Annotated in this window: 22 protein-coding genes; 3 read left to right on the top strand and 19 right to left on the bottom strand. The window is 38.7% G+C overall.

The window, feature by feature from the left end; all coding sequences use genetic code 11:
* Positions 1-72 precede the first annotated feature (72 nt).
* From ABD000_RS11975 to ABD000_RS11955, 5 genes are all read right to left on the bottom strand, one after another.
* Positions 73-1,512 (bottom strand): aldehyde dehydrogenase, encoded by a 1,440-nt coding sequence (locus tag ABD000_RS11975; protein ID WP_343767875.1) that lies wholly within the window; start codon positions 1,510-1,512, stop codon positions 73-75.
* A complete protein-coding gene (locus ABD000_RS11970; protein ID WP_343767873.1) occupies positions 1,512-1,928 on the bottom strand; it encodes a RidA family protein in 417 nt (138 codons plus the stop codon). Before ABD000_RS11970 ends, ABD000_RS11975 begins: the two co-directional genes overlap by 1 nt.
* A 123-nt stretch (positions 1,929-2,051) precedes the next feature.
* Positions 2,052-3,461: an FAD-dependent oxidoreductase gene (locus ABD000_RS11965; protein WP_343767870.1), complete on the bottom strand. Its 1,410-nt coding sequence runs from the start codon at positions 3,459-3,461 to the stop codon at positions 2,052-2,054.
* A 50-nt stretch (positions 3,462-3,511) separates the two neighbouring features.
* Positions 3,512-4,795 carry a kynureninase gene (kynU, locus tag ABD000_RS11960; protein ID WP_343767868.1) on the bottom strand — a complete coding sequence of 428 codons (1,284 nt, stop codon included), beginning with the start codon at positions 4,793-4,795 and terminating at the stop codon, positions 3,512-3,514.
* On the bottom strand, positions 4,792-5,514 hold the full coding sequence (locus ABD000_RS11955; RefSeq protein WP_343767866.1) for a hypothetical protein: 723 nt from the start codon (positions 5,512-5,514) through the stop codon (positions 4,792-4,794). The genes kynU and ABD000_RS11955 overlap by 4 nt, the downstream gene beginning before the upstream one ends.
* Before the next feature lie 68 nt (positions 5,515-5,582).
* On the opposite strand from ABD000_RS11955, the gene ABD000_RS11950 reads away from it, so the two are divergent.
* On the top strand, positions 5,583-5,873 hold the full coding sequence (locus tag ABD000_RS11950; protein ID WP_343767864.1) for a GNAT family N-acetyltransferase: 291 nt from the start codon (positions 5,583-5,585) through the stop codon (positions 5,871-5,873).
* A gap of 1 nt (position 5,874) precedes the next feature.
* Here ABD000_RS11950 and ABD000_RS11945 read toward each other — a convergent pair whose 3' ends face one another.
* Both ABD000_RS11945 and ABD000_RS11940 read right to left on the bottom strand, forming a co-directional pair.
* On the bottom strand, positions 5,875-6,180 hold the full coding sequence (locus ABD000_RS11945) for a phosphoribosylpyrophosphate synthetase (RefSeq protein ID WP_343767862.1): 306 nt from the start codon (positions 6,178-6,180) through the stop codon (positions 5,875-5,877).
* The gene (locus ABD000_RS11940; RefSeq protein WP_343767859.1) at positions 6,177-6,488 is read right to left on the bottom strand and encodes a hypothetical protein; all 312 of its coding nucleotides are present in this window, start codon (positions 6,486-6,488) and stop codon (positions 6,177-6,179) included. Before ABD000_RS11940 ends, ABD000_RS11945 begins: the two co-directional genes overlap by 4 nt.
* Positions 6,489-6,730: 242 nt before the next feature.
* Here ABD000_RS11940 and ABD000_RS11935 point away from each other — a divergent pair, with 242 nt between their 5' ends.
* The gene (locus ABD000_RS11935) at positions 6,731-7,204 is read left to right on the top strand and encodes an Hsp20/alpha crystallin family protein (RefSeq protein ID WP_343767857.1); all 474 of its coding nucleotides are present in this window, start codon (positions 6,731-6,733) and stop codon (positions 7,202-7,204) included.
* Positions 7,205-7,233: 29 nt separating this feature from the next.
* On the opposite strand, the gene ABD000_RS11930 is transcribed toward ABD000_RS11935, so the two are convergent.
* The 12 genes from ABD000_RS11930 to ABD000_RS11875 form a co-directional block, all read right to left on the bottom strand.
* Positions 7,234-7,605: a response regulator gene (locus tag ABD000_RS11930; RefSeq protein WP_343767853.1), complete on the bottom strand. Its 372-nt coding sequence runs from the start codon at positions 7,603-7,605 to the stop codon at positions 7,234-7,236.
* A gap of 5 nt (positions 7,606-7,610) precedes the next feature.
* On the bottom strand, positions 7,611-9,764 hold the full coding sequence (locus ABD000_RS11925; protein ID WP_343767851.1) for a PAS domain-containing sensor histidine kinase: 2,154 nt from the start codon (positions 9,762-9,764) through the stop codon (positions 7,611-7,613).
* A gap of 45 nt (positions 9,765-9,809) precedes the next feature.
* Entirely contained in the window at positions 9,810-10,679 is an 870-nt protein-coding gene (locus ABD000_RS11920) for a pirin family protein (protein ID WP_343767849.1), read from the bottom strand.
* Positions 10,680-10,879: 200 nt separating this feature from the next.
* Positions 10,880-12,544, bottom strand: coding sequence for an NAD(P)/FAD-dependent oxidoreductase (locus ABD000_RS11915; RefSeq protein ID WP_343767845.1), 1,665 nt, complete (start codon positions 12,542-12,544; stop codon positions 10,880-10,882).
* 14 nt (positions 12,545-12,558) lie between these two features.
* Positions 12,559-13,944: an ATP-binding protein gene (locus ABD000_RS11910; RefSeq protein ID WP_343767843.1), complete on the bottom strand. Its 1,386-nt coding sequence runs from the start codon at positions 13,942-13,944 to the stop codon at positions 12,559-12,561.
* 144 nt (positions 13,945-14,088) lie between these two features.
* Complete coding sequence (locus ABD000_RS11905) at positions 14,089-15,624, bottom strand: cryptochrome/photolyase family protein (RefSeq protein WP_343767841.1); 1,536 nt, start codon at positions 15,622-15,624, stop codon at positions 14,089-14,091.
* A gap of 10 nt (positions 15,625-15,634) precedes the next feature.
* Complete coding sequence (locus tag ABD000_RS11900) at positions 15,635-16,918, bottom strand: DASH family cryptochrome (protein ID WP_343767838.1); 1,284 nt, start codon at positions 16,916-16,918, stop codon at positions 15,635-15,637.
* Positions 16,915-17,058 (bottom strand): DUF2256 domain-containing protein, encoded by a 144-nt coding sequence (locus tag ABD000_RS11895; RefSeq protein ID WP_343767836.1) that lies wholly within the window; start codon positions 17,056-17,058, stop codon positions 16,915-16,917. The genes ABD000_RS11900 and ABD000_RS11895 overlap by 4 nt, the downstream gene beginning before the upstream one ends.
* Positions 17,045-17,692 carry a flavin reductase family protein gene (locus tag ABD000_RS11890; protein WP_343767833.1) on the bottom strand — a complete coding sequence of 216 codons (648 nt, stop codon included), beginning with the start codon at positions 17,690-17,692 and terminating at the stop codon, positions 17,045-17,047. Before ABD000_RS11890 ends, ABD000_RS11895 begins: the two co-directional genes overlap by 14 nt.
* Positions 17,693-17,986: 294 nt before the next feature.
* A complete protein-coding gene (gene msrA / locus ABD000_RS11885) occupies positions 17,987-18,646 on the bottom strand; it encodes a peptide-methionine (S)-S-oxide reductase MsrA (RefSeq protein ID WP_343767829.1) in 660 nt (219 codons plus the stop codon).
* 104 nt (positions 18,647-18,750) lie between these two features.
* Positions 18,751-19,530 (bottom strand): zinc ribbon domain-containing protein, encoded by a 780-nt coding sequence (locus tag ABD000_RS11880; protein WP_343767827.1) that lies wholly within the window; start codon positions 19,528-19,530, stop codon positions 18,751-18,753.
* A 6-nt stretch (positions 19,531-19,536) separates the two neighbouring features.
* Complete coding sequence (locus tag ABD000_RS11875; protein WP_343767823.1) at positions 19,537-20,631, bottom strand: Nif3-like dinuclear metal center hexameric protein; 1,095 nt, start codon at positions 20,629-20,631, stop codon at positions 19,537-19,539.
* Between the two features lie 47 nt (positions 20,632-20,678).
* Here ABD000_RS11875 and lpxK point away from each other — a divergent pair, with 47 nt between their 5' ends.
* Positions 20,679-21,701: a tetraacyldisaccharide 4'-kinase gene (lpxK, locus tag ABD000_RS11870; RefSeq protein ID WP_343767821.1), complete on the top strand. Its 1,023-nt coding sequence runs from the start codon at positions 20,679-20,681 to the stop codon at positions 21,699-21,701.
* The last annotated feature ends 6 nt before the right edge of the window (positions 21,702-21,707 follow it).

Raw genomic sequence — 21,707 nt, 5'->3', positions numbered from 1 at the left:
TCTTTTTTTATTCCGCGAAAGCGGAAAACGTTTTAATTAAACACTATTTTTCTTCTGTTATTCTAATCCAGATTAATATGATATACACACATTTTTAGGCTCTGTAAAAAAGCGTAGTGCTTCCAAACCTCCTTCACGACCTACACCGCTATCTTTCATTCCGCCGAACGGGGTTCTTAAATCACGCATCATCCAAGTATTTACCCAAACAATCCCCGCTTCAATCGCGCTGCTCAAACGCATACTACGATTAAGGTCATTGGTCCATAGCGTAGCCGAAAGTCCGTAGCGTGAATCATTGGCTAGAGCGAGTGCTTCTTCTTCGGTATCAAATGGCATAATAGTGACTACGGGTCCAAAAATCTCTTCTTGGTTGAGTACGCACGCGTTGGAAGTGACTTCAATGATTGTAGGTTCTAGGTAATACCCATTTTCTGCTTTATGAACGTTAACCTTCTTCCCGCCGGTGAGGAGTTTCCCGCCTTCTTTTTCAGCTTTATCAATATAGCCTTGAACTTTTTCTAGGTGTTCTTTAGATACCAAAGCTCCCAGGTCTGTTGTAGTATCTTCGGGATGACCGACCACTAACTGCTTGACCTTAGTAATGAAATCGACTTTAAATTTTTCATAAAGAGGTCGTTCTATAAAAATTCTGCTTCCGCAGAGACAAATCTGACCTTGATTGGCAAAAGATGATTTCAAGGTGGTTGGTAGCATTTTATCGTAATCGCAATCTGCAAAAATGATGTTTGGATTTTTTCCGCCTAACTCTAGAGAAAGCTTTTTAAAAAGAGGTGCGGCGGTTTTTGCAATAGCCGCTCCTGTTGCTGTTCCACCAGTGAAAGAAATTGCTTTGATGCTGGGATGAGCTACTATAGTCTGCCCGGCAGTTTGTCCCAGCCCATGAACAACATTAAGTACTCCTTTTGGCAATCCTGCTTTAGCACAGATTTTACTTAATAGGAAAGCGGTTGCCGGAGTCACTTCACTAGGTTTTGCAATCACGCAGTTTCCCGCAGCCAGCGCCGGGGCAATTTTCCAGGTGAATAAATAAAGTGGGAGATTCCAGGGTGAGATACAACCCACAACCCCAAGTGGTTTGCGTAGCGTAAAATTAATCGCATTCTGCCCGGTACTCTCATGGCTTTCACTTGAAAATTGGGTAATCGCCTGAGAGAAGAATCTAAAATTACTCGCCGCACGTGGAATATCGACCGATTTGGCTAAAGAAACCGGTTTACCGTTGTCCTTACTTTCGGCTTTCGCCAATTCATCCAAGGAGGCTTCAATTAAATCTGCAATGGTCGCCAAAATCTTACTCCGCTCTTGTTGGCTGGTAGATGACCAATGTGAAAAGGCTTTTTCAGCGGCATCAACACCAAGTGCAACATCATCTTCGCTACTGTTGGGAATCTTACCATAAATTTCTCCTACCGCAGGCTCATAATTATCTAACCATTCGCCAGAGATAGGATCAAGAAACTCACCATTGATGTAATTTTGAATGGTCATTAGAGTGGTTTATACGCCATTGCTTTTATTTCTACCACAAGATTGGGATGCGGCAACTGGTGCACTGCAACGGTAGTTCTTGCGGGGCCGGTTTCAGCCTTAAAAAATTCTGCATACACCTTATTATAGCCTCCAAAATCATTCATATTAACCAAGAATGTGGTAACATCAACGACGTCGGCCATGGAAGCACCTTCTGTTGACAAATAATCTTTAATATTGTTGAGTACCGCTCTGGTTTGTTCTTCTATGTCTAAGTGCATGGTGCCCATTTCATCTACCTGATGCACGCCAGCGAAGCTATTATCTGGTAGCCTGGAACTGGTTCCAGAAATAAATAAGAAATCTCCTACGCGTTTGATGTGCGGATAGGCTCCTCTTGGAGTAGCTTTGTCTTTTAAGAGTTTATTGTTCATAATCGTTTCCGCGAAAGCGGGATTTTTTTAATTAACATGTTGTTTGTTCCCCTCTTGAGATAGGAGATGCTTAAAATTCATTTATCACCTAGATTCAAAGGAATCTTTACAATAGTAAGTAATCTACTTTAGTAACTCATCTTCGTGTAAAATTTCTTCAGTTTCAGTTTTTACTTTATTGAGTTTTTCTTGTAATTCCATTTCTTCAGTCAATACACCATCATCAATCAAGTTGAGTATTGCTTTGTCTTGCGCACGTCCTCTTCGCAATGCTTCAGAATAAGGGATGTCCTCATGAAAGGTAACCAGGCTGTACTTTGAATGGTACTCATGAGGAAATTCAGCTTCAAAAGCGGTTTCTAATTTTCTTTTTTCCTGAAACAATGGATTTGCTGTGTGCGATTTCATTTCATAAAAATTGTCTACCGCTAAGTCTGCAATTGCATCAGTATCCTTTTTGCGTTCGTGTTGGTAAGCCTCAAATACCTCAGCCCAGCGCGTTGGCTGATCAGAGTTGGTCTTACTATGTTTTTTTAGAATGTGATCAAAAACCACCACATCTTCAAACGAAGCGTTCATACCTTGACCATAAAATGGTACAATGGCGTGGGCGGCATCTCCCAATAAACAAACTTTGCCGTATGCATGCCAAGGACTGCATTTTATAGTACCCAACGGACCTGTTGGGTTTTCATGAAATTCTTCTACCAGATTTGGCATGAGTTTAAGGGCATCTGGATATTGATCTTCAAAATAGGCCAGGATATTCTCTTTGGTATCCAGTGCATCAAAATTATGTTCTCCTTTACTGTAGGAAAGAAATAAGGTCACGGTAAAGCTACCGTCTAAATTAGGTAAGGCAATAAGCATGTTTTCTCCCCGTGGCCAAATGTGAAGTGCATTCTTTTCCGTACGATAGCCACCATCTTGGGTGGGTGGAATCGTAAGTTCTTTGTAGCCATGTTCCAGGTAATTTTGCGAAAAGCTGAAGAGGAATTTTTTATGCAAATACATGCTTTTTCGTACCGAAGATCCCGCGCCATCTGCACCTAGAATAATATCAGCTGAAAAAGTGTGCTGTTCATTGGTAGTATAATCTTTAAAAACAGCAGAAGCATGCTCTAGATCTACCCGTTCGCACTTTAAACTAAAATGAATGTTAAGATTGGGCATCTTTTCTGCCTCATTAAGCAGCATGATGTTGAGGTCTGTTCGAGAAATGGAATTGATGAACTCATTTTCTCTACCACTGTAGGGACTAAAAACAGTGTTGCTCTCCAAATCATGAATCATACGGCCATGCATAGGTATACAAAGTGGCTTAATCTGTTCTTCTAAACCCACCAACTTAATGCCTTTTAGACCTCGATCTGAAAACGCTAAATTAATTGACCGCCCTGCATCTTGGTGTTGTTTACGCATATCTGGTCTGCGCTCTACAACTGTCACCTTGTATCCTCGTTGCGCCATTCGTAGGGCCAGTAGAGAACCACATAGTCCTGCGCCAATAATTAAAATATGTTCTTGTTTCATTCCTCTCCCCCTTGCCCCCTCTCCAAAGGAAAAGGGGAATCATTAAAAAATTAATTTAAAATCCTTTTTAATCGCGTTACAAATTCAAATACCTCTTCAAAAGTATTGTAGAGCGGGGTAGGAGCTACCCGAATGACATCTGGTTCACGCCAATCTGAAATGATCCCGGCATCAGTAAGTTTTTGGTGAAAATCTTTAGTGGCTTCTCTTACTGTAATAGACAGCTGACATCCCCTGAGTTCAGGATTTCTTGGTGTGATGATCGAAATTCGATCATCTTTCAGGCTGTCTATCAAAAATTCCAGAAACCCAGTTAACTTGATTGACTTCTCACGTAAGTTGTCCATCCCGGCCTCTTCAAAAATAGCCAAAGAGGCTTTTATGGCAGCCATAGATAAAATGGGTGGATTACTCAGTTGCCATCCTTCTGCACCAGGGATAGGGTCAAACTCATGTCGCATATTAAAACGAGTTTGTTTATTATGTCCCCACCAACCTGTAAATCGATTAATATCTTTGTTGTTAGCATGACGTTCATGCACAAAACAACCTCCTAAGCTCCCAGGGCCGCTGTTTAGGTATTTGTAGGTACACCATACGGCAAAATCAGGGCCGTTCTCATGCAAATTCGGCTGAATATTACCCACACCATGGGCTAAATCTATTCCTACTTTTGCACCATGTTCATGTCCTAACGTTGTGATTTGATCGATAGGATAGTACTGCCCAGAATAATAATTTGTATTTCCTACCATGACTAAGGCAATTTCCTTACCGTGTGTTTGCATGAGTGCTTCTAGATCTTCTAAACGACACAATTGTTCGCCGGGTCTGGGTTTCCATTCAATGAGGCCCGCATCTGGATCAAAACCGTGGTGCTTGATTTGGCTTCTTACCGCATACTTATCACTTGGGAAAGCATCAGTTTCTACGATAATTTTATAGCGTTTTTTAGTTGGCCTGTAAAATGAAACCATCATGAGGTGTAAATTGACCGTGAGGGTATTCATGATGACTACCTCATGAGATTTTGCTCCCACAATTTTGGCCATTTGCGCCGAAAGTGACTCGTGATAGGGCATCCATGGATTGGTGGCATCTACATGACCTTCTACTCCAAGATTAGCCCAGTCATTCAATTCTTGTTGGATGTAAGCTTCGGTTTGTTTTGGTTGAAGTCCCAAAGAGTTACCACAAAAATAAATGAGTGGTTTACCCGAAGCATCTGTAGGCAGGTGAAATTTTCCGCGAAAGCGGGATAAGGGATCTAATCGATCCTGTTCTTTTGCAAAGTCCAGCGTGGATTCAAATGTGGTAGCATCTGCTATTCTCATGCTCCTTTTGTTGCTTTAATGTTGGTGAAATACAATTTAAATTCGCCTGTATTGTCTTGATGCATGGTCGAGATATTCATGCCTTCAACTGTTTTGTAGTCTTCCCACGTTGTCATCATAGAGGGCTCTTCTTGATTTTTTTGTCTAAAAATCCACTCTTTTATCATGAAGTCATCGTCATAATAAAAGTCGTAGGCATCTCCCGGGGTGTAGCCGCCATCGCCAACATAGGTAAGACTTATTTTGTTTAAGCTATCCTTGGATATTGGAGCGACAGCACGCAGGGGTTGTGATATTTCTACACCTTTATCCCATACAAAATGATACGGAGCAAGTAACCAGTAGGAGTCATTGATAAAGGCCGCGTCTGCTTTTCTACTTACATCATCCAAGGTATTTCTTTTAAAGGTCAGGGTGTCTTCATTGGACTGCATGGTGACTTGATTGCGTTTAGGATACCAAATCCATGAGCGTTCATAGTGATTGTCACCACGATCTACGTTAAACGTAAATGACAATTTATTAATGTCTTTGAACTTTTCGACTCCATTTTTATAGGCAATAGCTTCGGCAGGAGAAAGATCGTTCAGGTCTGCTGTTGTTTCGTTAGCATTAGATTTTATGGCGGTTACACCTGTATCATTTTGTTCAGAATTTTTAGTTTTACAGGAAAGAAAAAAAATGATCAGAAGAAGACTAATCGATTTAAATACATTCATTTGGTCAAGTTTCAAGTAAAAATACAAAACCTATCTTTAGGAACTGTATTAGTTCTTAAATTCTGCCTATGGAAATGAAGATATATAAAAACGAAGCCAGAAAGCGATATGAAACGCTCTTTCATGATAAAATTGCATTTATTGAATATATAGAAGCTAAAAATGCGGTTTATCTTACCCACACAGAAGTGCCTGCATCACTAGAAGGAAGGGGTATAGGCTCTAAATTGATAAAAAACGTGTTAGATATTCTGATGGAAAAGGATGCTAAACTTGCCCCACTGTGCCCTTTTGTGGCTGCTTTTATTCGTAAAAATCCGGTATATAAATCTTTGTTAGCGTCTGGCTACCATGTTTAATTTAGTGGCGCTCTTTTAACTTTTGTATGATTTTATCGCCAACTTCTTCACCGTAGGTGCCATAAGGGCCTATAATTAAACCCTTTTTATCTGTAGTTGTAGTTACCGCATACAAGATTGAATTATCAGCTGGATTGGCTAAACCTTCGAATCTGTATACGTGATCAATGGTAAACTCATCAGCGGCGAATGTGTGAGATTTATCTACGGTATGAATGGCATTGTCTTTAATATCAAACTCCAGCGTATATCCTTGTTTCTTTAGTTCATTCATCTTTCCAGATAATGTTTTTTCTTGATTTATCATGATGGGGTTTTTCGGTTTAATTTATAGAGTAATTTTTTGTTGAGGTAAGGATGATTTTCAACGCGGTAATCACCCTCAACAATGCCTTTGTTATGTGAGGTGGTTTCAACAGCGTATATCACCGTATTATTTGTTGGTAAAGCTGCATTCTCGATGACGTGGATTTCATTGACTTCAAATTCGTCCGGACCAAAACTACTATCTATTCCGTATGCAAAAAGTTGTTCTTTGCCCACTTCAAAGTTTAGACTGTAGCCCTTATTGCGCAGGGTTTCAATAGCGTTTTCTATAGTTTTAAAATTACTCACCTCAATTTTATTGGCAAGGTACTGCACCAAGTAATCCTGTAATATGAATGCGATGTTAATCTATATGAAGGAATTGTTAATTAATTAGAAATGAATGAGTTTCACGAAGGATTGACAGCATTTATGTAGTTAAAAACTGAAATTTTGTCATTATCTACCGAAAAAATGTCAATAATCTAACCCTCAGTGGATTGGCACTTAATTTGTACTTCATGATATAGTTTAATCAAAAATAAATAATCATGAGCAATTTAGTTAACACAGAAAGAAACGGATTGAGAAGAAGAGCTAACTATAGTACTTTCCCAAGTTTAAGTTCTTGGATGAGTGATATTTTAGGCTCTGACATCAATACATTAATGACGTCTAATTTTAATACCGGAATGACACTACCTGCAACGAATATCAAAGAAACAGATGATGCTTATATGGTAGAAGTTGCTATCCCGGGAATGAAAAAAGAGGATTTTGACATCGAAATAGATCAAAATATTTTGACTATTTCTAATGAGCAGGAATTTGAAGATAGTGAAGAAAAAGAATCCTACACGCGCAGGGAGTTTGGATACTCATCCTTTAAGCGTTCATTTACGTTGCCAGAAACGGCAGATGATGAGAAGATTTCTGCGAATTATGAAAATGGTATTTTAGCGATTGAAATTCCAAAACGCGAGGAAGCAAAGCAAAAGCCGGCAAGACGTATTGATATTAAATAATCAATTTAAATTAGAAAGAAAAAAGGAGGTCAGTTGACCTCCTTTTTTTGTAGCTCTGAAATTTTGAGTTGGAGCTGATCTAAAGCCACTGGCTTTGAAAAATAATCATCAAAACCCTGATTAAGAAAACGTTCTTTATCACCAGGCATTGCAAAAGCAGTTACGGCAAATATAGGTTTATGATCATAATTGTATTTTTTTCTCAGGTGCAGCATGACTTCACTACCGTTCATCTCACCAATGCCCAAATTTATATCCATTAAAACAAGATCAAACTCTTTTTCACTAACTTTTAGAAATGCTTCATCACTATTTGCCGCAATATCGACTTGATATTGTGAGAGCATTTTTTTAATTACAACTGCATTAATTTTGTTATCTTCTACGTAAAGTATCTCCATATATACTAAGAAGTTTTTGGCAGTTCAATACTAAATATAGATCCTTTTCCTTTAGAACTCTGAACTTTTATTTGACCATTGAGCATATTTATGTATCGCTTTGCAATACTTAATCCTACACCAGCACCTTCATAACTTCTATTCTCACCCGTACTTTCCTGAATAAAAGAATCAAATATGCGGTTAATACTGCTAGGAGATATTCCTATACCTGTATCTCTAATGTCGATTTCAATATGATTTGCTTTGTCAAAAGACGTCATTGAAACCTCTCCATGGTTAGTGAACTTTATGGCATTATCCATCACATTAATAATTGCTGTTCGAAGGAGATTAGAATTGGAGTCAATAACCAGATTGTCTTTACATAAATTCAAGTCCAAATCTATTTTCTTCGATTGAGCTTTATGTTCGTACATATGATAGATATCCTTAATTAAATTGTTGATATCCACCGGACTTTTTTCAATGATATCATTATCCAGATTTACTTCATTGAGTGATTGCAGATTATCCAAAGTTTCCATTAGGCGTTGATTGGCCTCTGCCTGGTAACTCAATAGTTCTTGCATTTCTTCAAGGTTATCTGATTGCTGAAGCAGATGTGTTAGATTTACAATCCCGTTAAGCGGAGTTCTTATTTCATGACTCAAATTGGCAATGATATCGGATTTTAGTTGATTTAGTTCTTCTGCTTTGATTCTTGATTCCACGGATAGTATAATCGCTTTTTTGCGTTCGGTAATATCCAGAAAATTCATTATTACCCCGATAACTTCCTCATCTTCATTGAGGATGGGTTTATAGATAAGGTCCAGCCATTGTATTCCTTTATCTAATACGCGTTCAATCTCCTTATGGGTGCTAATCCCTTTCAAAGCCTGAGAAAAATTCTCTTTAAATGTTTGGGTAAAATGTCTAGGCATAACATCTCCAAAATAGGGTTGTTCCTCTAGAGGATCTACATTAAAACTCTCACGAATAATTTGTCTTGAAGCTTTATCGCAGGTTAAGATGTTTCCATTTAGGTCTAATAAAATATTGAAGGTAAAGCCATTATTGATCATCGCCTCTAAACGATTTTGATAAGTGGCTACTGCTTTTTCATTTACTACTCGTTCGTGAACATCAATTAAATTACCAATCAGTCGAGTGCTATTTCCCTGTTCATCTTTTTCAATCCAACCATATACATCGTGATAGCGATACCCTTTGCTTTCAATTTCTAGCCTGTAATGATTTCGATAATAGTTAGAGGTTCCCTGTAATTGAGTTAGGTGACGTTGATAGGCATCATCTCTGTCTTTAGGATGAATTAGTTTTCGGTAAGTTGGTTCTGGTATGTAAGAATTCTCTGGTAGCTCAAGAAGAGACTTAAAACTTTCGCTGTAAAACACCGAATCTGTTTGTAAATCGTGATCAAATATTCCAGACTTAATGCCTTTAAGCGCCAGGTACTGTGTTTTTTTACTATGAAGTAATTCTTGATACAACCGCTTTCTTTGGCTAATATCAGTTAAAATACCCACGGCATAAATTGCCGACCCGTTATATTCTAGTGGTTCAACATGGAGTTGCACCCATATTTCCTCGTCGGATCTTTTGAGTAAAACTTCTGTGTCGATATATTTCCCTTCTCGAAATAAAGCTTCGAATAATGAATTGATTTCTGTAGATTGATCAAAGGATTCAATAAACTCGTTGAAGGTGATCACCTCTTTTATTTCTCCGAAAAGTAATTGTGAAAACGAAGGCTCAAAGTTAAGATTTAGCTCTCCTTTATGGTAAGAGAAGGCCGATATCTGTCTTATCTTAATGAGTGGAAGATGATCCTCTGGTAAATTTTCATGATTCCCATTGCGTATTCCCAAAAGGTAAGCCGTATCATCTTGATAGAGCACTCTAAAATCCACTGAAATTATATCTTCATCATCGTTCACGAGATATAATTTAGCTAAATTATGCTCACGATTGACGACCAAATCCTTGGCGCTTTCTAACGATGAGGTTAAAATAGAATCATAGAAGTTTTTGCAACTAGAAAATTCTTCTTGCCAAAGATCGCTGCACTTTAATATTTCACCATTTTCTTTCATGACCAATTGATACTCTGATCTAAGGCTATCCAATTGACTTTTATCTAAGTTTGAAAATGGCATGAAACTTTTTTTAAATGTACATAATTACGGCGAATAAATAAATCGCTAGGGTAAAGGAATATAGGAATCGTCGTTAGGTACCTGCGGAAAACTTTTCGCCTGCCATCGCGCCTTGGCAGCTTCGATTTTTTCTTTAGAGGAAGAGACAAAATTCCAGGCGATATGGCGTTCTTCCGGAAAAGGTTTACCTCCAAAAATAAAAATATGACTATCTTTTTCTAAGGTAACATCACAAATATCTTCTTGTTTGCTCACCAACATGTTTCCTTGCGGAATGCTTTCCGCGCAGGCGCTAATTGATCCGCTAACGATGCAAATCCCAATTTCACCCTGCATATCTGCCGCTGCCGAAAAACTAGCGCTTTTCTTCGCTTTTATTTCTACCATAAACAGATCTGAATGAACGGGAACCGGAGAGATTCGACCGTAAGCTTTACCGGCAATTAAACGAAAATCTAATCCACCTTCCTGCCATGCGGGAATTTCCTCTTTAGTAAAGTGATGAAACTCTGGATTCATTTCTTCCAGTTCTTTTGGTAATGCCACCCAGATTTGATAGCCATGAACGGTAAAGAACTCACCTGTTCTCAACTCTTGCGGAGTACGTTCTGTATGTGTAACACCACTACCCGCAGTCATCCAGTTCACGGAGCCCGGTTTTATGCGCTGGCTTGTCCCCAGACTGTCTGCATGCATGAGTTCTCCCTCCAGTAAATAGGTGAGTGTAGACAACCCAATATGAGGATGTTGATCCACATCCATGTAATTGCCATTGCCAAGTTCTGTTGGTCCCATGTGATCGATAAAGATAAAGGGACCCACCATGCGTTTTTTTCTAAATGGTAGCAATCGACCTACCAAAAAGTCGCCGATATCGCGAGAACGTTCTTCAATGATAATTCCTTGGTTTGACATGTTTTTTTAGTCTTAAAGTCTTTTAGTATTTGAGTCTTTTAGTATTTGAGTCTGTTAGTAATAAGTCTATGAATGGTGAGTCTGTGAGTTGATGAGCTTTGAGTTATTAGTCTTGCGTTAAAATCTTTATTACAAATTTAAAAGCCCCCAACCATACATAAGGTTAAGAATCCTGAATGTTAAATGTTGAATATTGAACATTATATCTCTGCCAAATACTCATGTACAAATTTAATTGCCATGGCACCTTCGCCCACGGCTGAGGCGACTCGATTCATCGCGCCGGCACGCACATCACCTGAGGCAAAAATTCCCGGACTACAGGTTTCCAGTAAAAACGGTTCGCGTTCTTTTTTCCAGATTTTTTTAAAGTTTTCATGGCGCGCTAGATCCTTTCCGGTTTCAATAAAGCCACGTGCATTTTTGATGATATCCAAGTGTACCCAATCTGTATAAGGGCGATTCCCAATAAAGATAAACAAGGCGTCTGCGTTCACTTCTTTTCTTGTTCCTTCGTTATGCGTGAGTTCAATTGATGTTAGGCGTTCATTTGTTCCTATCGCCTTGGTAATATTAGATTCACCAATCACGGTGATGTTGTCAATCGCATCGATTTGATCAATCAAATAACTTGACATGCTGGAAGTCAGATCAGGCTTTCTGACTACGATATAGACATTTTTAGCGAAGTTAGATAAGTATACGGCACTTTGACCGGCCGAGTTTCCTCCACCCACGATATAGACCTCCTTATCTTTACAGGCTTGCGCTTCAGTCATGGAACTACCGTAATAGACTCCGGCTCCGGTAAAATCATCCACACCTTCGGCCTGTAATTTTCGATAGTTTACTCCGGTAGAAATCACGATACTTTTTGCATTGATTTTTTTATCATCAGATAAGGTTAAAATTTTATAGCTGTCTTTAGTCTCGATATTCTTAACTTCTTTGGGAGATAAGAACTCAATCCCAAAACGCTTAGCTTGCGAAATGGCACGGTGGGTTAATTCTTGTCCACTTAATCCATTTGGAAAGCCCAGGTAGTTCTCTATACGGGAACTCGTACCGGCTTGACCGCCGGGAGCATGCTTCTCGATCAAGATCGTTTTTAACCCTTCACTGCCTCCATACACTGCGGCAGCAAGTCCAGAAGGTCCCGCACCAATGATAGCGACATCATAAATTTCTTCCTTCGCATCGGCATTAAGACCTAATTCTACAGCGAGTTCAGAAAGGCTTGGATTTTTTAAGCATTCTCCATTTTCAAGACTTACCACCGGAAGGTTTTTTTCGTCTGTTTGGTGTAGCGCTAATAACTCTTTCGCTTTGGGATTACTCTCCACATCCATCCAAATGAACGGAAAAAGATTTCCGCTTAAAAAATCTTTAATGTCATGAGATTTAGGAGAATATTGATAGCCAATAACTTTTAGACCAACTTCTTCCGGGATATAATTGAGCTGCCATGCATTGAGCAAATCATCAACTACCGGGTATAACTTTTCTTCGGGTGGATTCCAAGGTTTGGTTAGGTAGTAGTCCAGTTGTACATCATTAATCGCTTTTATGGCAGCATCTGTATCAGAGTAGGCGGTAAGCAAAACGCGTTTGGCATTTGGGTACAGCCTTTTTGCGTTTTCTAAAAATTCAACACCCAGCATTTCTGGCATGCGTTGATCCACTAAAAAAAGAGCTACTTCATCACTTTTTTTCTTTTGTTCCTCAAGCACCTCTAGCGCTTCCTTTGGAGAGGTAGTACTCAAAATACGGTATTCTTTACGGTACTTATTTTTCATGTCCCGTACCACAGCTCTCAATACTTGAGGGTCATCATCTATACAAAACAGGATAGGTTTTTTTGACATAGTTAATTATTTCGTTAGATAGGAAGTTGAACTTTAAAGATAGTGCCGTTATTATTTGAGGTCGCTTTAATATCTCCCTGATGTTGGTGAATAATACGCTGTACCAATTCTAATCCCATACCCGTACCTTCACCGATAGCCTTAGTGGTGAAAAAAGGATCGAAAATTTTATCAATAATATCATCTGAAATACCGCTGCCATTATCTTGAACCTTGATCACAGCCTTTTTATTTTCTACGGAAGTAGTGATGGTAAGTTTTCCATCTTGATCCATCGCATCAATGGCATTGTCGATTAGGTTAGTCCACACCTGATTTATTTCTGAAGGTTTCATCGGAACAGGAGGAATATTTTCTGCAAAATTCTTCTCCACTTCAATCCCTTTTTTCTTTAACTTATGTTGCAGCATGATGAGAGTGCTTTTGATCCCTTTATGAAGGTCTTCTGGTGTTTTCTCCTGGCCGCGATCCATATGGGTGTAGGTCTTTACAGATCCTACCAGGGTACTGATGCGACTAGCAGATTCATCAATTTCATCCACCATTTTTTCTGTTGTGAGCATTTGCTCTATCCAGGTAATAGTTGGAGGGAAGTTGTGTGGTCCAACTTGATCCAATATTTTTTCTATCGTTGTTATATCAAAACAAAAGTCCAATAGGGTTTCAGTTAGTTCAAACGCATTTTCCACATTATGGTCTTCCAGCCATTCTTCCAGTTCCTCCTCTTTTTGAGCGCGCTCCATCAACTTCATGTTATTTTCAGGTCGGTTAGAGATTTTATCAAATAACAAGTCATTGATACGATCCACCTGATCATTGGTAACCTCCATCGCCATAAGCTCCTTAAACTTTTCGGGAACTGCGCCTAAGTGAGACTTTAAGGATTTGGCGCTTCGTACCATAGCAGATGCCGGGTTATTTAATTCATGCGCTAATCCTGCCGATAGCTTTCCAAGCGCCATCATCTTTTCTTCTTGTACATTTCGTTTTGTGAAATCCCGAATTCTACTGTTCATAACATGTACTAAAGCTTCTGTAAGTTCAAAGTGATTGGCGACCATTTCTCTAAAATGCACTCCTTCTACGACGAGCAGGGTACTATCTTCTATCGCTTCTCCAAAACCAAGTGCCGTACTCGCCCGTGAAAAAGGTAAAAGTCCTGAAAGGTCGTACTGATTAATCACCCCAACGGTTTTATATTTTCCCTGCTGCTCTATTTTAATCTCCAGTTTACCTCTAATTACAATAAAAAGTTTGTCAATAGGATCCCCTTTTTTAAACAGATGATCACATTGGTTAAGTTCTTTTGTAGTAGATTTAGATAAAAGCCAGTCTAATTGATCTTCTGGGACGTGGCTTAATGCAGGTACTTCTTTAAGGTCGACAACGGTACAATTCATCTTTTAAAATTACGAAATCTTGAAGGAATAATTATACGAAATTGAACCTGAACCTGAACTCTAAACTGAACTAACTGGAATGTGGGATTTCGTTATTGAAATTTATAAAAACGCTATACTGCTACTCAAGACTGCGACTGAACGCTAATACTTCTCAGGATGCTTAATGATGTCCTTAGCACGTTTGCGGTGTGCTTCGATCGTATTTTTATTCATTTTACTCAGCGTACTCATAATCATATTCATACGCTGATTGTTTTCCAGATGTTCCTTTTTACTGTCCAAAAAGTTCCAGTATAATGAATTAAATGGGCAGGCATTCTCCTCAGTCTTTTTGTTGACATTGTAGTGACAATTTTTGCAGTAATTTCCCATCTTGTTGATGTAGCTTCCGCTGGAAACATAGGGCTTTGTGGCTACAATTCCGCCATCAGCGAATTGACTCATACCACGCGTGTTGGGCATTTCTACCCACTGGATTGCATCAATGTATATGCCCAGGTACCATTCTTCAACCTGATCAGGATGAGTTTGCGTTAATAATGCATAGTTCCCGGTGATCATTAAGCGCTGGATGTGGTGCGCATACGCATGATCTAAACTTTGATTTATACTGTGTTTTAAGCAGTTCATCTTTGTATCACCCGTCCAATAAAAATCGGGTAAATCGTTTTGATTATCTAGTTTGTTAGAGCGACGGTATCCCGGCATTTCTTTCCAGTAAATTCCGCGCATATATTCCCGCCAGCCTAAAATTTGACGCACAAAACCTTCTACCTGCGAGATGTCAATGTCATCCTGATTATCTCGCCAATGATCTACCACGGATTCAATCACTTCTAGTGGGTGCAGCATTTTACTGTTCATCGAGAAGGATAATCTGGAGTGAAAGAGGTAGAGTTGATCAGTATGCATGGCATCTTGAAAATCCCCAAAATAGATCAACAAATTTTTACAAAAATAATTGAGTACAGAAAGGCTATCTTCCCGCGATGTAGGCCAATTAAAGTTATCTTCTTTGATATTACCAATGGTTTCTACGCCATGATCCTTAATTCGCTTTACGGTTGCTGAAACATCTTTTCTAAAGCCGCGTTCATGCGGAATTTCCTTTTCACCCTTCCACTTTTTACGGTTGCTTTTATCAAAGTTCCATTTACCGCCCTCTGGATCTTTATCATTAACCATCATGATGTCGTACTTTTTACGCATCATGCGGTAAAAATACTCCATCGTATATTGCTTTTTACCTTCGTAAAACTCTTCCAGATCGCTGCGCGAAGTTAGAAAGTGTTCTGTGTCAAACGATTCTGTTTCTATGTTTAGCGAATCGCAAATTTCCTTGAGCTGCTTATCTAGGCGATACTCATCTGGTAATTGATACTCAAACTTTTCAATGTTATGATCTTTGATAAGTTGATTAAGGTTTTTTTCTAAATCCTGTTGATTTTCATCATCATCCAGGGTGTAAAAAATCACGGTATGATCACGTTCTTTTAACCAATCTGCAAAATTGCGCATGCTCTCAAAAAAGGCCACCACTTTTTGAATATGATGGCGTACATAGTCAGTTTCTTGACGCATTTCTGCAAAAAAATAGATTATGTCCTCATTGGTATCATCGTACCAAGAATGCTTGTGATTTAATTGATCTCCTAAAATAAGTCGAAGTGTTTTCATAGTGTTTTGCTTATGCGTTTAGCCATAAATCGCGGTAGGATCGATCGCCATCGTAACGATCTGCCTGACTTTTAATATTAAATTTTCGATCCCGGGGATCATTACCTACACCTGCATTGTACATCCAATTGCCCCAATTGCTGTGCACGTCATAATCGACCAAGAGGCTTTCAAAATAGGCTGCGCCTATACGCCAATCTTGTTCTTTTTCTTTGGCAAAGTAGCTGGCAACATTCTGTCTGCCACGGTTACTCATAAAACCGGTTTTAGCCAGTTCAATCATATTGGCATTGACAAAATCATATTCAGTTTCGCCATTTTTCCACGCGTCAAGAGTTTCTATATCATTTTGCCAATTGTACTCCTTATCTAGGATTCCGCCAAGGTGAAATATGTTATCACCATGTTTTAGAGATACGTATTTGAAAAAATCCCTCCAGATTAATTCAAAGATCATCCAGTAGGTATCCTGATTTTTCTTGACCTCTTTTTCAAACTTTTTGACTTTATGATAAATCGTCCTGGCAGAAATACTTCCATTAGCCAACCAAGCCGAAAATTTTGAACTGTAATCGGTACCTACGAGTCCGTTTCGGGTTTGTTTGTATTGAGCAAGATTTTTGGTTTCCCAAAAGTAATGCTGAAGCCGATCCAGTGCAGATCGCTCTCCCCCTGTAAACGGAAAGGCAGTACGTTCATCCTTTTCTATCTGATCAAGTCCCAGATCAGCCAGAGATAGTATTGTGGTATCATGATTAATACGATTGGCGTCAGATTTCTTTTTTGGCGTGGGCAAGGAGTCTCTAACCGAAACTTCTTTCTCACATTTTTTTCTGAAGGCAGTGTAAACCTTAGGGATTTGACTAAAATCCTCGTAGGGTAAATCCTTTGGATGAAATAAGAATTGATCGTAATATTCATGAATCTTAACTCCGCTAAGTTTCTCTTTTGCATGTTCTAATTGCTTACGTTCATCACGTGTCCATTCCTTTTGCAAATAGAGGTTTTTGATACCATGCTCTTCAATAAGTTTAGGGATGATATCTTTAGGATTATCGTGATAGACCAGTAAACTTATGTTGAGATCGGCAAGATTATTTTTGAGCTCTTTTACAGATTCTAAGATAAATTGAGCTCTGTAGCGTTCGGTTTTTTTAAAACCAAAGTCTCCTTCTTTATAAAAATAAGGATCAAAGATATACACCGCAACAACTTTGTCGCCTTTACACGCTTCGGTTAATGTTTTGTTGTCACTAACGCGCAAATCATTTCTAAACCAAACTAAATTACTCATGCTTTTTTGTTTTTTCGGCAACGTTCACTACAGTAAATGACATTGTCCCAATTCTTTTCCCACTTCTTCCGCCAGGTAAAATCAAGTTGACATACGGGGCAGGTTTTAGTAGGGAGATGTCGTTTTTTAACTCCTCTCATGGTACAAAGAGGTGATTTCGTGATCTGGTTTTGCGTATGAAAATCTCTCTTTGAGTTGAGGTAATGCATAACCATCTAATCCATTGATTGCAGTGATATATGCACGATCTAATTGCACAAAGCCATCCTCATGCAGTAGCGTTGATTCAAGGTAGAGATGTGCAATCTCACCAACGATTAAACGCGTGTTGTTTTCTTTGATATGGTATTCATTTTTGAACGTACAACCTATTTTTACAGGAGATTCTTGTACATAGGGAGCATTAAAATTTTCTAAATAACAAGAGGTTAGCTTTGTTTTGTCAAACTCTGAGACTTCTTTATCATATCGTGCAGCGGTTTGGTGGGCCTTTTTGCTCCAGGATTGTGCGATATGATTTATGGTGTATGCGCCGGTGGTTTTAATATTTTCATAGGTGTGGCGTACCACCTTGGTAGGACGCATAATGAAACCGAGTAGGGGAGGATTAGCTCCAAGATGCACCACAGAACTAAAAATCGCTAAATTTTCATGCCCTTTAGTGTCTTGAGTGCCAATAAGGTTGGCAGACTTATATCCCGAAATACAATTTATAAGATTAGATCTGTAGCGTTTGTCTAGCGCATCAAGTTGCTGAGCGGTAAAGTGGGTCATGAATGGCATTTTCTCAAAGCTACATAGAGATATAGAAAACGCTTCTCAAGGAAATCTTAATATTATGGCGCGTGCGGGAATCTTAGTCAAGTGCTTAGTCAAGTATATGCACAAGGACATTAGAATAAGATTCTCGCTTGCGTGGGAATGACAATTATAGTGTGAAAATATTTCCTAAGTGGAAATTTCTATATCTGTTAGAGATTCCCACCTTGCTCCTTCGCTAGCCTCCTTCGCCATAGTAGCACAGCTACGAAGGCCGAGAAGCTTCGGCGACACGCGGACGCGGGAATATTAGTGATCTTCCTTAACTACAGATGGCATGTTACGCTTAAAGCGTTCAAACCGTGGAATAGAAACCGCCTGTATATATCGTTGTTGTGGATTGCGCTTTTCAAAATCCTGGTGGTAATCCTCAGCCTTCCAAAATTTTTGAAACGACATCACCTCTGCCGCAACAGGCTCTTCTAATTTTTTTGCCAGCGCATTTTTCTTCTCTAAAATGATTTCTTTTTGTTCATCATTTTGATAAAAGATGATAGAGCGATACTGTGAACCTCTATCCGGTCCTTGCCCGTTTACCTGAGTGGGGTCTTGAGAGGCAAAATAAACATCGACTAAAGTAGCAAAGTTTATTTTTGAGGGATCGTAGATTACTTCAACTGCTTCGGCATGTCCTGTTTTGCCGGTATTGCTTGATGCATAGGTAGGATTTTCTGTATGTCCGCCAGAGTAGCCAGAGATTACTTCATCTACGCCAATGACGCTTTCATATATGGCTTCTACACACCAAAAGCATCCACTGGCAAAATACGCTCTTGCCATACCATCTTTGATGGGAACTTCAACAGGATCACCATTTTCAACTTTAGCTTGAGCTTCATTATTCTGGGCATTATGATTATTGCATCCAATTAAGAAGAGTGCAAAAAACAGGGATAGGTATTTTATCATTGGTATTAATTTTTGGATTAACAACTATTAGTTACCTAATAAAACGAAAAAAGCCTTCTAGGCTTACAGCTAAAAGGCTTTTTGACAATAGTTTAACGTATGTCTTATATTTTAGTGAAAATACGCTGCATTTTTTCTTGTTCTTCAACAGCTAACTGTTCATCTACAAGGATGCGACCGCTGTGCTCATCTGTAATGATCTTTTTGCGCGATGCGATTTCCATTTGCACTTGTGGTGGGATGGTGAAATAAGAACCTCCAGAGGCTCCGCGTTCAATAGCAACTACTGCAAGGCCATTTTTGACATTGGTTCTTATGCGTTTGTAGGCTTTTACTAAGCGCTCTTCGATTTGTCCTTCGTATTCTTTAGACTTTTCTAATAAAGATTTTTCTTCTTTTTCAGTCTCTTTAAGAATTGCGTTAAGTTCGCTCTTTTTGTGACCTAAGTGGGCCTCACGCTCTTCTAAACGGGCTTTCGTTTCTTCAATCACCTCGTTTTTCTGTTCGATTTGCGCTTTAAATTCTTTGATGTGCTTTTCTGCTAATTGAATTTCTAATTCCTGGAATTCAACCTCTTTAGCGAGTGCATTAAACTCACGATTGTTACGCACGTTTTCTTGCTGCTTGCTGTATTTCTTGATGGCTTCTTTAGCATCTTCAATCAAGATCAATTTATTTTTTATCTCGGTATCTGTACTCTCTAAATCATCCTGAAGTTTTTCAAGACGCTTATTCATTCCAGCCACTTCATCTTCTAAATCCTCAACTTCTAGTGGAAGTTCACCGCGTACATTTCTAATTTCATCTACTCTAGAGTCGATTAATTGAAGATCGTATAATGCTCTTAACTTCTCTTCAACGGTTACTTCTTTTTTCTTTGCCATACTGTTTTAAAAATAATATACTGGATTGGTATTTTCTTCTGATAAAATGACTGCAAAATTAGGTAATTTTTTTGTAAGAAACTGATGCAAGCCTCTTTTTGTATGTCGTTCACTTTCAAAGTGACCAATATCAGCTATAATCAACTTATTTTCAGCGGTATAAAAATCATGATACTTCAAGTCACCGGTAAGAAATACATCTGCTTTTGCCCTAATGGCATGCTTAATGGCAAAGGCACCGCTACCTCCTAAAACAGCAACACGTTTAATGGTATTTTTACTAAGATGAGAATGTCTAATGCATCCCGGTCCAAAAATTTCTTTACAGTGTTTTAAAAACTCATGCACACCCAATGCATCGTTAAGTTCTCCAACCATTCCCATACCAACATCCTGATGTATATTATCCAGTCTTATAATCTCAAAAGCTACTTCTTCATAAGAATGTGTGGAATGAAGAGCATTCAAAACATTAGCTTCTTGATGTGCCGCAAAGATTACATTGATTTGAGCTTCAGGTTCGTGATGTATTGTTCCCTTTTTTCCGATTGACGGTTTAGCGTTTTCATTGGGGCGAAAGCTTCCGGTCCCTTCATTGGTAAAACTACACTGGTCGTAGTTACCAATATCACCTGCTCCTGCTTTGAAAAGTGCTTTTTTGAGTCGGTCAGCTTCAATGATAGGGGCATATGTTGTTAATTTCTTTATGTTTCCGCTCTGCGGAATCAGAGTTTTAGTATTTTCCAACCCCAAAGCTTCACACATTAAATGATTTACACCTAGTTTACTATTATCGTAGGCCGTATGTATCGCAAATATGGCGATGTCATTTTTGATCGCTTTAATGACTGCTCTTTCTATATAGGTTTTGGGAGTGATTTTTTTTAAACCAGAAAATACAATGGGGTGAAAGGTGACAATAAGATTACACTGGTTTTTTACGGCCTCCATCACGACCTCTTCAAGCGCATCGTGCGTAACTAAAACACCTGTACATTCTTGCTGATCATCGCCTACTAAAAGCCCAACGTTATCAAAATCTTCAGCATAATGAAGAGGAGCAATTTCTTCAAATAAAGCTGTTATTTGGTTAATGCGCATATCTTAATCCTTTAATGCGTAAAGATAAAAATTATACCTTCGCTTTTATGAAGATACTTCGTTGGCTTTTATTACCATTTTCCTTGTTGTACAGTTTGATTCTAACCTTAAGAAATCTATGCTATAATAAAGGATGGTTCACAAGTACGAATTTTGATCTGCCAATAATCTGTGTAGGTAATCTTAGTGTTGGCGGTACGGGAAAATCTCCTATGATTGAATATTTGGTCAGACTACTTCAAAAGGACTATCAATTAGCCATTTTGAGCAGAGGATACAAGAGGAAAACATCTGGGTTTTATGAACTCACCGGGAATGAGACAGCCAAGATGGTTGGAGATGAGCCGCTTCAATTTAAATCAAAGTTTGATGACATAATAGTAGCAGTTGATGAGCAACGGGTTCGGGGAGTCCAAACTTTACTAAATTTAAGTCATTCTCCCCAGGTTATTTTATTGGATGATGCTTTTCAACACCGAAAAATCTCGCCAAGTTTTACCATTTTACTCACCAAGCATAATGAACTTTATGTAGATGATTTTGTCTTGCCTACCGGAAATTTGCGTGAACCCCGAAGCGGAGTAACGAGAGCAGATATTGTCGTAATTACAAAATGTCCTAACAATATATCCAATCACGATATGAGAAGAGTGAAGGATAGATTAACCGGTATTGCACATGATCGCATTTTCTTTTCTGCTATCCAATACGATCAATCTGTTTTTTCAAGTAAAGGTCAGACTGACTTAGTAAAGTTCGTAAAAACACCGTTTACACTAGTCACCGGTATAGCCGATCCCAGTTCGTTGATCAATAAACTAAGAACATATTTAAACGATTTTGAGGTGTTGAGTTTTCCAGACCATCATAATTTTACAGCTAGAGAGCTGGCCATGCTTTCTTCTTACTCTAGAATTCTAACGACCGAAAAGGATTTTACTCGACTTAATGGATATTTAGCACAAGGCGTAGAACTTTACTACTTACCCATTACTTCAATAATTTTAGATGATGAAAGAACCTTCAATGAGCTCATCACAAATCATATAAACGAAAAGAGACGAATATAATTCGTC

Origin of the sequence: Gangjinia marincola, assembly GCF_039523415.1 — a bacterium.
Classification (GTDB): Bacteria; Bacteroidota; Bacteroidia; order Flavobacteriales; family Flavobacteriaceae; genus Gangjinia; species Gangjinia marincola.
Note: the sequence above shows the minus strand (reverse complement) of the source record. Positions and strands in the feature narration are given on the sequence as shown.

Coding starts and splice junctions, on each gene's coding strand:
- ABD000_RS11965 (WP_343767870.1), bottom strand. CDS start 3,461: ATGAAACAAGAACATATTTTAATTATTGGCGCAGGACTATGTGGTTCT.
- ABD000_RS11930 (WP_343767853.1), bottom strand. CDS start 7,605: ATGGAGATACTTTACGTAGAAGATAACAAAATTAATGCAGTTGTAATT.
- ABD000_RS11950 (WP_343767864.1), top strand. CDS start 5,583: ATGGAAATGAAGATATATAAAAACGAAGCCAGAAAGCGATATGAAACG.
- ABD000_RS11945 (WP_343767862.1), bottom strand. CDS start 6,180: ATGATAAATCAAGAAAAAACATTATCTGGAAAGATGAATGAACTAAAG.
- kynU (WP_343767868.1), bottom strand. CDS start 4,795: ATGAGAATAGCAGATGCTACCACATTTGAATCCACGCTGGACTTTGCA.
- ABD000_RS11880 (WP_343767827.1), bottom strand. CDS start 19,530: ATGGCAAAGAAAAAAGAAGTAACCGTTGAAGAGAAGTTAAGAGCATTA.
- ABD000_RS11955 (WP_343767866.1), bottom strand. CDS start 5,514: ATGAATGTATTTAAATCGATTAGTCTTCTTCTGATCATTTTTTTTCTT.
- ABD000_RS11925 (WP_343767851.1), bottom strand. CDS start 9,764: ATGCCATTTTCAAACTTAGATAAAAGTCAATTGGATAGCCTTAGATCA.
- lpxK (WP_343767821.1), top strand. CDS start 20,679: ATGAAGATACTTCGTTGGCTTTTATTACCATTTTCCTTGTTGTACAGT.
- msrA (WP_343767829.1), bottom strand. CDS start 18,646: ATGATAAAATACCTATCCCTGTTTTTTGCACTCTTCTTAATTGGATGC.
- ABD000_RS11915 (WP_343767845.1), bottom strand. CDS start 12,544: ATGTCAAAAAAACCTATCCTGTTTTGTATAGATGATGACCCTCAAGTA.
- ABD000_RS11890 (WP_343767833.1), bottom strand. CDS start 17,692: ATGACCCACTTTACCGCTCAGCAACTTGATGCGCTAGACAAACGCTAC.
- ABD000_RS11900 (WP_343767838.1), bottom strand. CDS start 16,918: ATGAGTAATTTAGTTTGGTTTAGAAATGATTTGCGCGTTAGTGACAAC.
- ABD000_RS11935 (WP_343767857.1), top strand. CDS start 6,731: ATGAGCAATTTAGTTAACACAGAAAGAAACGGATTGAGAAGAAGAGCT.
- ABD000_RS11970 (WP_343767873.1), bottom strand. CDS start 1,928: ATGAACAATAAACTCTTAAAAGACAAAGCTACTCCAAGAGGAGCCTAT.
- ABD000_RS11975 (WP_343767875.1), bottom strand. CDS start 1,512: ATGACCATTCAAAATTACATCAATGGTGAGTTTCTTGATCCTATCTCT.
- ABD000_RS11875 (WP_343767823.1), bottom strand. CDS start 20,631: ATGCGCATTAACCAAATAACAGCTTTATTTGAAGAAATTGCTCCTCTT.
- ABD000_RS11905 (WP_343767841.1), bottom strand. CDS start 15,624: ATGAAAACACTTCGACTTATTTTAGGAGATCAATTAAATCACAAGCAT.
- ABD000_RS11920 (WP_343767849.1), bottom strand. CDS start 10,679: ATGTCAAACCAAGGAATTATCATTGAAGAACGTTCTCGCGATATCGGC.
- ABD000_RS11910 (WP_343767843.1), bottom strand. CDS start 13,944: ATGAATTGTACCGTTGTCGACCTTAAAGAAGTACCTGCATTAAGCCAC.
- ABD000_RS11895 (WP_343767836.1), bottom strand. CDS start 17,058: ATGAGAGGAGTTAAAAAACGACATCTCCCTACTAAAACCTGCCCCGTA.